Below are 12,214 nucleotides of genomic sequence, written 5' to 3' on the forward strand. Positions count from 1 at the left end.
GCTTGCTGGCGATGGCGATCCCACCGACGCCATCGCCAGCAAGCCGGCTCCTACAGATCGGTGTCACAGCACAAATCCAACACACCCCGCAAATCCTCTGTCATGCCACAATCCATTGCGGCCGTCAGACCGGCAAATGCATACCAAAGGTATTCATCCCATGGTCACTGCGCACGAACACATCCCCGCCATGCATCAGGGCAATCGCCTTGACGATGGCCAGCCCCAACCCGTGATTGTTGCCGCTGTTGGCGCGTGAGGCATCGACCCGGTAGAAGCGCTCGAACAGGCGCGGCAGATGCTCGCTGGAAATGGGTACGCCCGGGTTCGCCACGCCGATGCTGACCTGGTGCTCGCCGGCTTCGATCCGTACCTCGATGATTTGTCCGGGGCTGGTGTGCTGCACGGCGTTGTTGAGCAGGTTGATCAAGGCCCGGCGCAGGTGGGCGATCTCGATTCGCACCAGGGCATCGCCGCTGACCTGAACCCGTACCTGGGCATCCTCGAGAATGAAATCCAGGTATTCCAGAGTCGTGGCCACTTCCTCCGCCAGCGAGGTGGACGTCAGTTTGGTGGCCTTGCTGCCCTGGTCGGCGCTGGCCAGGAACAGCATGTCGTTGATGATCGAGCGCAGTCGCTCGAGCTCTTCAAGGTTCGATTGCAGCACCTCGAAATAATGCTCTGCCGAGCGCCCGCGCGTCAGGGCGACCTGGGTCTGGCCGATCAGGTTGGTCAGCGGCGAGCGCAGTTCATGGGCGACATCGGCGTTGAACGATTCCAGTCGCGAGTAGGCCTGTTCGACCCGCTCCAGCGTCGAGTTGAACGAGTCGACGAACTGATTCAGTTCCGGAGGCAGCGATGACAGGCGCAAGCGGCCTGAGCGCAACGGCGGGGCCAGGCGTTGGGCTTCCTGGGACAGTTTGATCAACGGCTTGAGCCCGATCCGCGCCACCCAGTAACCTAGCGCCGAGGCCATCAGCACGCCGATGACCGCCAGGCTGACCAGGGCGATCAGCAACTGGTGCTGGGTATGGAAAAACGTCTCGGTATCGATGCCGATCATGAAGCGCAGGGGAGGGCGCTGGTCCTTGGCCGGGAATTGGCTGACCAGCACCTTCAGCGGGTAGGGCTGATCCGCCAGTTGCATGTCGCGCATGCCCAGCGGCCCTGCGGCAAAGGCACGGATGCTCGGTGTAGGATTGCCGTATTCGTAGTTCGGATCGCCGCTGACGATCCAGAAACTGATGCGCTTGTCTTCTTCGCCGAGCAGCTTGAGCTTGTTATTGATCTTCACCCAATGCTCGGGCGTGCCATAGCGGCCGACGGTGGATTCGAGCACGCTGTAGCGCGCATCGAGTTCCGCTTCGGGCAGCAGGCCAAGGCCTTTGTCGACCTGTTGGTACAACGCCCAACCGATCAACAGGAACACCAGCAGCGCCACCAGGGTGAACATCCCGCTCAGGCGCAGGGCAATCGAATTACTGGACACCTCGGCTCTCCAGCACATAACCCATGCCACGAATCGTGTGCAGCAGTTTCTCTTCGAACGGCCCGTCGAGCTTGGCCCGCAGGCGTTTGATCGCGACCTCGACGACGTTGGCGTCGCTGTCGAAATTGATGTCCCAGACCATTTCGGCGATGGCGGTTTTCGAGAGGATTTCACCCTGGCGACGGGCCAGCACGCTGAGCAGCGAGAACTCCTTGGCGGTCAGATCCAGGCGCGTACCGGCGCGGGTGGCCTTGCGGCTGATTAGATCTATCCACAGGTCGGCGATGCTCACTTGCACCGGTTCGTGGCCACCGCTGCGTCGGGTCAGCGCCTGCAGGCGGGCCACCAGTTCGAGGAAGGAAAACGGTTTGCCCAGGTAATCGTCGGCACCGTCGCGCAGGCCCTTGATGCGGTCTTCGACCCGTTCGCGGGCGGTGAGCATGATCACCGGGGTTTGCTTGCGCGCACGCAAGGCGCGCAACACGCCGAAGCCGTCCAGGCCCGGCAGCATGACGTCGAGGACGATCACCGCGTAGTCGCTTTCCAGCGCCAGGTGCAGGCCTTCCACGCCATCGCGGGCCAGGTCCACGGTGTATCCCTGTTCCGTCAGGCCGCGGTGCAGATAATCCGCGGTTTTTTCTTCGTCTTCGATAATCAGGACGCGCATGACCCCGCCTCAGTCTGTGGTCGCCAACGCCGGTACCGGCGAAGCTGCTGGTGGGAGAGTTTGCCTATGAAATAAACGCTCCAGCCACAAGTATATGACCGGGGTGGTGAACAGCGTCAGTGCCTGGCTCACCAGCAAGCCGCCGACCACGGCGATCCCCAGGGGCTGGCGCAGTTCCGCGCCGGTGCCGTAGCCGAGCATCAGCGGCAGGGCGCCGAGCAGGGCGGCGAGGGTGGTCATGATGATCGGCCGGAACCGCGTGATACAGGCCTTGAAGATCGCCTCTTCCGGCGACAAACCACCGTTGCGCTGCGCTTCGAGGGCGAAGTCGATCATCAGGATGCCGTTTTTCTTGACGATGCCGATCAACAGCACCAGCCCGATCAGCGCCATGATCGAAAAGTCCTGGCCGCAGATCCACAGCATGATCACCGCGCCCAGCCCGGCCGAGGGCAGTGTCGAGATGATCGTCAGAGGATGCACGAAGCTCTCGTAGAGCACGCCGAGAATGATGTAAACCGCCACCAGCGCCGCCAGAATCAACCATGGCTGGCTGGCCAGCGAACTCTGGAACGCCTGGGCCGCGCCCTGGAAATTACCGCTGATGGCGGTAGGCATGCCGATGTCTACCTTGGCCTGATTGAGCATGATCACCGCATCGCCCAACGCCACACCGGGTGCCAGGTTGAACGACAGGTTGGCGGCGGGGAACATGCCGTCATGGGCGATGGACAGCGGCCCCACCGTTGGCGCGTCGAATTTCGCCAGGGCCGACAGCGGCACCATTTCTCCACTCAGGGGCGAGCGCAGGTAGAAGTAGTTGAGGCTCTCGGCCTTGCCCCGTTGCCGGGTGTCCAGTTCCAGGATCACGTTGTACTGGTTGATCTGGGTCTGGAACTCGTTGATCTGGCGCTGGCCGAAGGCGTCGTACAGCGCTTCATCCACATCGCTGGCCGTCAGGCCAAAGCGTGCCGCGGCACTGCGGTCGATGGTGATATGGGTGATGCTGCCGCCCAGTTGCAGGTCGTTGGAAATGTCGCGGAAGGCCGGGTTGCCGCGCAGTTTTTCCGTCAGGCGCTGGGTCCAGGTGCTCAGGACAGCACCGTCGTTGCTCTTGAGCACGTACTGGTACTGGGCCCGGCTCGGGCCGGAGCTGAGGTTGATGTCTTGCCCGGCACGCAGGTACAGGACGATGCCCGGTACTTTCATCAATTGCGGGCGAATCCGGTCGATGAACTCGCTGGCTGACACATCGCGGTCGCCGCGTTTTTTCAGGGCGATCCAGAAGCGGCCGTTGGCGATGGTCTGGTTGCTGCCCGAGACGCCGACCGAGTGAGAGAACGCTTGAACCGCAGGATCGGCGGAGACGATTTCGGCCATCGCCAGGTGTTTTTTCACCATGTCGCCGTAGGAAATATCCGCAGCTGCTTCGGTGGTACCGAGGACGAAGCCTGTGTCCTGGATCGGGAAGAAGCCTTTAGGAATAAAGATGTATCCGGCGACCGCCAACACCAGCGACAAACCGAACACGCCAATCATCAATTTCTGGTGGGCGAGGGCACGGCGCAGGCCTTTTTCGTACCACGCCAGCAGGCGCTCGCCGAAGCCCGGTTTGTCGTGGGCGTGGTGTACGGGCGCGCGCATGAACAGCGCTGCCAAGGTGGGCGCCAAGGTCAGGGACACCACCACCGAAATCATGATGGTCGAGGTGGCGGTCAGGGCGAACTCCTTGAACAGGCGTCCGACCACACCCCCCATGAACAGTAACGGAATGAACGCCGCCACCAGCGAGAAGCTGATCGACACCACGGTAAATCCGATCTCGCCGGCGCCCTTGATCGCGGCCTCGCGCATGCCGTCACCGGCCTCGAGATGGCGGTGGATGTTCTCCACCACCACGATCGCATCGTCCACCACAAAGCCCACGGCCACCACGATCGCCACCAGCGTCAGGTTGTTCAGGCTGAAACCCATGACGTACATCAGCGCAAAGCTGGCAATCAGCGACACACCGAGCACTGCCGACACGATCAGGGTGGCAGACAGTTGGCGCAGGAACAGCGCCATCACCGCCACCACCAGCAGCACGGCGATCATCAAGGTGATTTCCACCTCATGCAGCGAAGCGCGGATGGTCTGGGTGCGGTCGATCAGCACCTTGACCTGCACCGAGGCCGGCAACATCGCCTGCAACGCCGGCAGTGCGGCCTGAATACGATCCACGGTCTCGACGATGTTGGCGCCCGGCTGGCGGAAGATCACCAGGTTGACGCCCGGTTGCGAGCCCGCCCACGCCTGGACGTAGGCATCTTCCGAGCCGTTGACGACTTTCGCCACATCCTTGAGGTGAACCGGTGCACCGTCCTTGTAGGAAACGATCAACTGGCTGTATTCGTCGGGGTGGAACAGTTGATCATTGGTCGAAAGCGTCGAGATGCTCGATTCGCCGTACAGCGCGCCTTTGGCCAGGTTGAGGCTGGTCTGCTGGATCGCCAGGCGAATGTCTGCCAGGGTCAGGCCGATGGCGGCGAGTTTGTCGGCGGACACCTGGACCCGGATCGCCGGGCGCTGCTGCCCGGTGATGGACACCTGGCCGACACCGTCGACCTGACTGAGTTGGCGGGACAACAGGGTTTCCGTCAGGTCGCTGAGTTCAGGGCCAGGCATCAGCGACGAGTTGACGCTGAGGATCAGCACAGGGCTGTCGGCCGGGTTGACCTTGCGCCAGGTCGGCAGGTTCGGCATGTCCTTGGGCAGTTTGCCTGCCGCGGTGTTGATGGCGGCCTGGACTTCCTGGGCGGCGGTATCGATGCTTTTGTCGAGGGTGAATTGCAGGGTCAGGTTGGTCGAGCCCAGGGCGCTGCTCGAGGTCATTTGCGTCACGCCGGGAATGGCGCTGAACTGCACTTCAAGGGGGGTGGCCACCGATGACGCCATGGTTTCCGGGCTGGCACCAGGCAATTGGGCGGCCACCTGGATTGTCGGAAATTCCGCCTCCGGCAGCGGCGCGATAGGCAGGCGCGGAAACGCGATGACCCCCAGCAGCACCAGGGCAAATGTCAGCAGGATCGTGGCCACCGGGTGGTCGATGCACCAGGCGGATATCGAGCCGTGGCCTTTCATGGCGCCGCCTCCGATTGCACGACCTGCGGCGGTTCTGTCAGCACTTGCACCGTGGCGCCGGGCTTGAGCCGCGATTGACCGTCGCTGACCAGCACGTCACCCGGTTTCACCCCCTTGATGATGCTCTGGCCGCTGCCCTGGTAAACCATCTGCACGGGCACGGTTTCAACCTTGGTGCCGTTTACCCGGTAGACGAAGTGCTGATCGAGGCCACGCTGTACGACGGTGGGAGGTACCACCAGCGCATCCTTATCCAGCGCTGTCTGAATCTTTACCGTCACCAACAGGCCGGGCCAGAGTTTTTGTCCGGCGTTGCTGAATTCGGCCTTGGCGCGGATGGTGCCGGTGTTGGCGTTGATCTGGTTGTCGATCAGGGTCAGGCGGCCTTCGCCCAGCAGGTTGCCGGTTTCGCCGTCGGTGTCGGCACCGATGTAGGCCTTGACCCTGGCCCGTTCCGGGTCGCTGATCAGGCCTTGCAGGGTCGGCAGCATTTGCTGCGGCAGAGAGAACTCCACGGCGATCGGGTCGATCTGGGTCACGGTGAACAGTCCCAGGGTGTCCGTCATGCGCAGGAAGTTGCCTTCGTCCACTGTACGAATACCGACACGGCCACTGACCGGGGAGCGAATCTGCGTGTAGGACAACTGCACCTGGGCCGCGTCAATCGACGCCTGGTTGCCCTGGACGGTGGCCTTGAGCTGGTTGACCAACGCTTGTTGCTGGTCGTAGGTCTGTTTGGACACACCGTCGTCAACGCTCAACAGCTTGTAGCGCTTGAGGTTGACCTGGGCCACTTGCAGTTGCGCCTGGCTTTCGCCCAGTTGCGCCCTGGCCTGGTCCAGGCTGGCGCGGATCGATCGGTCGTCGATGGTGGCCAGCAGGTCGCCTTTGCTCACCAGTTGGCCTTCCTTGACCAGGATCCTGGTGAGGATGCCGTCGATCTGCGGTCGGACCACCACGCTGTGCAGCGACAGCACCGAGCCGATGCCGGTGACGTAGCGGGGCACGTCTTTTTCCACCACGTTGATCACGCGCACCGGGATGGCGGTCGGTGCGGCGACTTTAACCGTGGACGGTTTCATCAGGTACCACGCGCCCAGCGCCACCAGCACGATCAGAAAGGCTGCTAGAAGAACGGATTTTTTCTGGGTTCGCATGCGAGAGGGGCGCCGGGTCGGGAAATGGAAGTGTTCGCAGCTTTGTCTTTCTACGTTATAGCCCCGTGACCCGGTCAGGAAAGTGACTGTTAACTGACAGCGGTGTCAGTTTGCACGTATGGAGTCCCACTCGGTCACGTAAGCCGTTTTGCTTTTCTTGTTGTAGAGGCACAGTTCGGTACCTTGCTGGCCTTTCATGTGCTTTTGCGGGTACTGGCCTTGCAGCAGCAGGGCGGTGTAGCCGACCCGATCATCGAATTGTGCGGCGTTGCCGACGGGTTTGGCGTTCGCCAGGTCGCTGGCCTTGGTGCAACTGGCGAGCACGGCCTTGTCGAAGGCGGCCCAGGCCTCGGGGCTGGAGGCGTGGGCCTGGGTGGCGAGGGCAGTGAGGCAGGCGAAGGTCAGGGTGACAGCTTTCATGGTTCAGGGATCCTTGGGCGGGGTTGGCCAAGGTGTGAGTATGCCTGAAGGCTTGGGGGGCGAACGCGCGGCTCGGCGAGGGACGGGTCAGACCGGAACCGGTTCCCGGCGCACCACATACATCCCGGCGCTTTCATACAACCGCTGTGCGCGAAGGTTGCCTTCCAGAACTTTCAGGTCGACGTAGCCTTCGCGCCGCCGTTGAAATTCGGTGAAGGCATTGAGCAGCAAGGCTCGCCCCAAGCCGCGGCCTTGAGTCCGTGGATGCACCACCAGACTCTTGATGTAGGCGCTGGTCCAGCACTGACAGACGCCCACGATACCCTGGGCATCCAGAGCGATGAAACACAATGTCGGATCATACTCAGGATCGGTTTCAAATCGCTGTTGCCATACGTCCAGGCCCGGGACGCGGCCGCCGCCTTGCGCGTGACCCTGTGCCATCAAGCGATGAACTTCTGCTGCAAGTTCGGGACGATACCCGGTCAGGACGATTCCCGGGGGCCAGGTGATGGCGGGCACGGCTTCAGCGAGACAGCGGCGCATGAGAAAGCAGAATTGCTCGTCCAAGACTCAACGACCTTGTTCGGCCACAGCCTTGGCCGCGTCGATCAGGCACTTGGTCAGCTCCGGCGAAGAGAACTTGGTCAGCACCGCATTCGCGCCCGCAAGCCGCGCCTTTTCGCTGTTCATCGCACTGTCCAGGGACGTATGCAGCAGCACGTAGAGGTGCGCGAAGTCCGGGGTTTCACGCAGGGTGCGGGTGAAGGCGTAGCCGTCCATTTCGGACATTTCGATATCGGAGACGATCAGGTTGATCTGCTCGGCGGTGCCTTGCAGGTCCAGCAGGCAGTCGATGGCTTCCTTGGCACTGCGCGCCGTGTGGCATTGCAGGCCCAGGTTGCGCAAGGTGTGCACCGATTGCTGCAGCGCGACCTGACTGTCATCGACCACCAGGATGCGGGCGCTGCCCAGGGTCTCGGCATCTTCCATGCTGAGCTCGGTCGGCGCCATGTCGATGGGCACCGGGGCGATGCCATGGATGACCTTTTCGATGTCCAGCACCTGCACCAGGGTGCCGTCCACCGAGGTGACGCCGGTGATGTACGAGCGCGAACCGCCAGAGCCGAAGGGGGGAGGACGGATGTCGGTGGTCAGGCAGTGCACGATCTTGCTCACCGCCTGTACATGCAAACCTTGTTTGGAGCGGCTGACGTCCGTGACGATCAGGCACCCACCATCAGGATCTGCCAGCGGGCGCTCACCAATGGCACGGCTGAGATCGATCACCGACAACGAGGTGCCGCGCAGGGTGGCGATGCCTTTGACGTGGGGATGCGCTTCGGGGAGTTTGGTCAGTGGCGGGCAAGGGATGATTTCACTGACTTTGAGCAGGTTGATCGCCATCAGCTTGCCACTGCGCAAGGTAAACAGCAGAAGCGAAAGTGAATCTGCGCGGGCTTTGGTGGAGGACATAAAAACCTTCTGTGGAAAAAGGTGGTGAGGCGATCCGTGGATCAGCCACAGCTTTCGATGTCAGGTTATCGACTTGTCGGGGGCAGGCTTTAGGAAAAATCCCCAGGGCTGTGCAGACCCTTGCAAACTGAAACAAAAAAGCCCCGTCTCTTTAAAAGAGCGCGGGGCTTTGTTTTGCATCAAGACTGGCGCAGTAGAACTTACTCGTCGTCGCCCATCTGCGATTGCAGGTAGTTCTCGATACCGATCTTGTCGATAAGACCCAGTTGGGTTTCCAGCCAGTCGATATGTTCTTCTTCGGATTCGAGGATATCTTCAAGCAGGTCACGGCTACCGAAGTCGCCGACTGTTTCGCAATGCGCGATCGCCGCTTTCAGGTCGGCATGGCCGGTCTTCTCGATACGCAGGTCACACTGGATCATTTCCTCGGTGTGCTCGCCGATCTGCAGCTTGCCCAGGTCCTGGACGTTCGGCAGGCCTTCAAGGAACAGGATGCGCTTGATCAGCTTGTCCGCGTGCTTCATCTCGTCGATGGATTCGTGGTACTCGTGCTTGCCGAGCTTGTTCAGGCCCCAATCTTCGTACATGCGTGCATGCAGGAAGTATTGATTGATCGCGACCAGCTCATTGGCAAGGATCTTGTTGAGATGCTGGATGACTGTAACGTCGCCTTTCATGATGGGGTCCTGCCCTGTATTAGCTGTCTATAAGGCAGAGTTTGAGCCGCACAACTAAGAGTGTCAAACCTAAGTTATTGAATAATAAATGAAAATTAATCGGAATAAGAATGTTTGTGTTCCGCGTCTAGAGCCTAAGCAATTGATTTTCAGGCATAAAAAAACCGGACATACGTCCGGTTCTTTGAAATAGGGTATTTACGCAGCGGTAAATTCAACAGGAAAAGGGATCGCCGCCTGGGCCGTTTGCAATTTGGTCAGGGTCTCGCGGACCACTTCCTTGGCCAGGCAGGCACATTTGCCGCATTGACTGGCAACGCCGGTGGCCTGGCGCACTTCCTTGTAGCTGCAGCATCCTTCATAGATCGCATCGCGGATTTGGCCGTCGGTGACGCCAGTGCAGAGGCAAACATACATAAGTGAAAACCGTCGCTGTTTATGTCTCGAATGCGATGGATCTTAATGTTAACGAGAATGATTGTCAAAGTGCTTTGGGAAGGGTTTTTGACAGGCCTGACGAACGGTTGACCAGCGACGCGCCGTCAACCGAAATACCCTTCGTCCTTTTTTACGCCCAGGGGAGAAACCGTTACGGACAGGTCAAAAACGCAGTGTATGATGGCCGGTCTTTTCGAAACGGGTTCGTGTCACAGGGCTGTCGCCTGAGGGTGGCAGGCTGACGCAAACCTTGTTCTTAACGCTTCTACACCAGGAGATATCCAATGAGCGTACTCGTAGGCAAACAAGCCCCTGACTTCACCGTACCGGCCGTACTCGGCAATGGCGAAATCGTGGACAGCTTCACCCTGTCGTCGGCCATCAAAGGCAAATACGGCCTGGTGTTCTTCTACCCACTGGACTTCACCTTCGTTTGCCCGTCGGAGCTGATCGCTCTGGACAACCGCATGTCCGAATTCAAGGCACGCAACGTTGAAGTGGTCGCTGTGTCGATCGACTCGCACTTCACCCACAACGCATGGCGCAACACCCCGGTAAACGATGGTGGTATCGGCGCAGTGCGTTACACCATGGCTGCCGACATCAAGCAGGAAATCATGAAGGCCTACGACGTTCAGTCCGCTGACGGCGTTGCTTTCCGTGGCGCGTTCCTGATCGACGACAAAGGCGTTGTCCGTTCGCAGATCATCAACGACCTGCCGCTGGGCCGTAACATGGAAGAGCTGCTGCGTCTGGTCGACGCCCTGCAATTCCACGAAGAGCACGGCGAAGTTTGCCCTGCCAACTGGAAAAAAGGCGACAAAGGCATGAACGCTTCGCCAGAAGGCGTTGCGGCTTACCTGACCGAGCACGCTGCTGCGTTGTAAGGCACCAGGTACAAAAAAACCGGCCTCAGGGCCGGTTTTTTTATGCGCGAAAAATGTCTGGAACCCTGTAGGAGCCGGCTTGCTGGCGATGCGATGGTAGCCGTTATGCCGCCATCGCTGCGACCCGACAAGCCAGCTCCTACAAACGAATCAGTCGCCGAAGTCTTCCCAGCCGCCCATTTGTTTCCAGCGATTGACGATGCCGCAGAACAGCTCGGCAGTCTTCTCGGTGTCGTAGCGGGCCGAGTGCGCCTCGCGCCCGTCGAAGTCGATATCGGCAGCCTGGCAGGCCTTGGCCAGCACGGTTTGACCATAGGCCAGGCCGGCGAGCGTCGCGGTATCGAAACTGGAGAATGGATGGAACGGGTTGCGTTTCATGTCCAGGCGCGCGACCGCGGCATTGAGGAAGCCCAGGTCGAAACTGCTGTTGTGCCCAACCAGGATCGCGCGTTTGCAACCGTTGGCCTTCAGCGCCTTGCGCACGCCGCGGAAAATATCGTTCAGCGCCGCCTCTTCGCTCACAGCCATGCGCAGCGGGTGATCGAGCTTGATCCCGGTGAACTCCAGGGCGGCCGCTTCGATGTTCGCACCTTCAAACGGCTCGACCCGGAAGAAGTAGGTGTGATCCGGGTACACAAAACCCTTTTCATCCATGGCGATGGTGGTCGCGGCGATTTCCAGCAAGGCGTCGGTGGCCGAGTTGAAACCACCGGTTTCTACGTCGACGACAACCGGCAGGTAGCCACGGAACCTGGCGGCCATTGGATGACGGGAACCGCCGCCACCGCCTTGACCTTCCTGTTCGTCGTCGAAATGGTCTTCACTCACGCGTGTTCCTCCAGCAGGCGCCAGCGCAGTTTTTCACCGGCGCGCAGCGGGATAACGGTCAGCTCGCCAAACGGCAGGCTGGTCGGGGCGGTCCATTCTTCGCGGACCAGGGTAATGCGATCGGTGTTGGCCGGCAGGCCATAGAAACGCGGGCCGTTGAGGCTGGCGAAGGCTTCGAGCTTGTCCAGCGCGTTGCGCTGTTCGAAGGCTTCGGCGTACATCTCGATCGCCGCATAAGCGGTGTAGCAACCGGCGCAGCCACAGGCGGCTTCCTTGGCGTGCTGGGCGTGGGGCGCCGAGTCGGTGCCGAGGAAGAACTTTTCGCTGCCGCTGGTGGCGGCGTCGAGCAGGGCTTCCTGGTGGGTATTGCGCTTGAGGATCGGCAGGCAGTAGAAGTGCGGCCGAATCCCGCCCACCAGCATGTGGTTGCGGTTGTACAGCAAGTGATGCGCGGTGATGGTCGCGCCAACGTTGGCCGAAGCCGAGTTGACGAACTGCACGGCGTCAGCGGTGGTGATGTGTTCGAACACCACCTTGAGGGTCGGGAAACGCTCGACCACACGGCGCATGTGCTCATCGATAAAGATTTTTTCGCGGTCGAACACGTCGACATCGCCGCGGGTGACTTCACCGTGGATCAACAAAGGCATCCCGACTTCGGCCATGGCCTCCAGGGCCGGGAAGATCTTGTCGATGCTGGTGACGCCCGAGTCCGAGTTGGTGGTCGCGCCGGCCGGATACAGCTTGGCGGCGTGAACGAAACCGCTGGCCTTGGCCTCGCGAATTTCTTCAGGCTGGGTGCGGTCGGTGAGGTATAGCACCATCAGCGGTTCAAACGGGCTGCCGGCCGGGCGAGCAGCGAGAATCCGCTGGCGATAGCCGTCGGCTTCAGCCGCATTGCGCACTGGTGGTACCAGGTTGGGCATGATGATGGCGCGGCCAAAGGTGCGCGCGACATCCGCGACGGTATTGGTCAACACGGCACCATCGCGAAGATGAATATGCCAGTCGTCGGGACGCAGCAGGGTCAGGCGGTCGGACATGAGGGGATT

The 12,214-nt window shown here is 60.7% G+C and carries 12 protein-coding genes; 1 reads left to right on the forward strand and 11 read right to left on the reverse strand.

The window, feature by feature from the left end; all coding sequences use genetic code 11:
* Nucleotides 1-124 precede the first annotated feature (124 nt).
* The 9 genes from SOP85_RS26515 to SOP85_RS26555 form a co-directional block, all read right to left on the reverse strand.
* A complete protein-coding gene (locus SOP85_RS26515) occupies nt 125-1,489 on the reverse strand; it encodes a heavy metal sensor histidine kinase (protein ID WP_323628751.1) in 1,365 nt (454 codons plus the stop codon).
* Nucleotides 1,479-2,156 carry a heavy metal response regulator transcription factor gene (locus SOP85_RS26520; RefSeq protein ID WP_033056445.1) on the reverse strand — a complete coding sequence of 226 codons (678 nt, stop codon included), beginning with the start codon at nt 2,154-2,156 and terminating at the stop codon, nt 1,479-1,481. The genes SOP85_RS26515 and SOP85_RS26520 overlap by 11 nt, the downstream gene beginning before the upstream one ends.
* 9 nt (nt 2,157-2,165) lie before the next feature.
* Nucleotides 2,166-5,279, reverse strand: a complete 3,114-nt coding sequence (locus SOP85_RS26525; RefSeq protein WP_323628752.1) for a multidrug efflux RND transporter permease subunit — start codon at nt 5,277-5,279, stop codon at nt 2,166-2,168.
* The gene (locus SOP85_RS26530) at nt 5,276-6,436 is read right to left on the reverse strand and encodes an efflux RND transporter periplasmic adaptor subunit (RefSeq protein ID WP_323628753.1); all 1,161 of its coding nucleotides are present in this window, start codon (nt 6,434-6,436) and stop codon (nt 5,276-5,278) included. Before SOP85_RS26530 ends, SOP85_RS26525 begins: the two co-directional genes overlap by 4 nt.
* A gap of 105 nt (nt 6,437-6,541) precedes the next feature.
* Nucleotides 6,542-6,856, reverse strand: a complete 315-nt coding sequence (locus SOP85_RS26535; RefSeq protein ID WP_323628754.1) for a hypothetical protein — start codon at nt 6,854-6,856, stop codon at nt 6,542-6,544.
* 87 nt (nt 6,857-6,943) lie between these two features.
* A complete protein-coding gene (locus SOP85_RS26540) occupies nt 6,944-7,402 on the reverse strand; it encodes a GNAT family N-acetyltransferase (RefSeq protein WP_323628770.1) in 459 nt (152 codons plus the stop codon).
* A 27-nt stretch (nt 7,403-7,429) separates the two neighbouring features.
* Nucleotides 7,430-8,332 (reverse strand): chemotaxis protein CheV, encoded by a 903-nt coding sequence (locus tag SOP85_RS26545; protein WP_323628756.1) that lies wholly within the window; start codon nt 8,330-8,332, stop codon nt 7,430-7,432.
* Nucleotides 8,333-8,532: 200 nt separating this feature from the next.
* A complete protein-coding gene (gene bfr, locus SOP85_RS26550) occupies nt 8,533-9,009 on the reverse strand; it encodes a bacterioferritin (RefSeq protein WP_274074221.1) in 477 nt (158 codons plus the stop codon).
* Nucleotides 9,010-9,207: 198 nt separating this feature from the next.
* On the reverse strand, nt 9,208-9,426 hold the full coding sequence (locus SOP85_RS26555) for a bacterioferritin-associated ferredoxin (RefSeq protein ID WP_008057530.1): 219 nt from the start codon (nt 9,424-9,426) through the stop codon (nt 9,208-9,210).
* A gap of 305 nt (nt 9,427-9,731) precedes the next feature.
* Here SOP85_RS26555 and SOP85_RS26560 point away from each other — a divergent pair, with 305 nt between their 5' ends.
* Complete coding sequence (locus SOP85_RS26560; protein WP_008057532.1) at nt 9,732-10,334, forward strand: peroxiredoxin; 603 nt, start codon at nt 9,732-9,734, stop codon at nt 10,332-10,334.
* Nucleotides 10,335-10,484: 150 nt separating this feature from the next.
* Here SOP85_RS26560 and rnt read toward each other — a convergent pair whose 3' ends face one another.
* Nucleotides 10,485-11,162 (reverse strand): ribonuclease T, encoded by a 678-nt coding sequence (gene rnt, locus SOP85_RS26565; RefSeq protein WP_008057533.1) that lies wholly within the window; start codon nt 11,160-11,162, stop codon nt 10,485-10,487.
* The gene (gene pyrC, locus SOP85_RS26570) at nt 11,159-12,205 is read right to left on the reverse strand and encodes a dihydroorotase (protein WP_020799892.1); all 1,047 of its coding nucleotides are present in this window, start codon (nt 12,203-12,205) and stop codon (nt 11,159-11,161) included. The genes rnt and pyrC overlap by 4 nt, the downstream gene beginning before the upstream one ends.
* Nucleotides 12,206-12,214 lie beyond the last annotated feature (9 nt).

Source organism: Pseudomonas sp. YuFO20 (genome assembly GCF_035064975.1).
Classification (GTDB): Bacteria; Pseudomonadota; Gammaproteobacteria; order Pseudomonadales; family Pseudomonadaceae; genus Aquipseudomonas; species Aquipseudomonas putida_AE.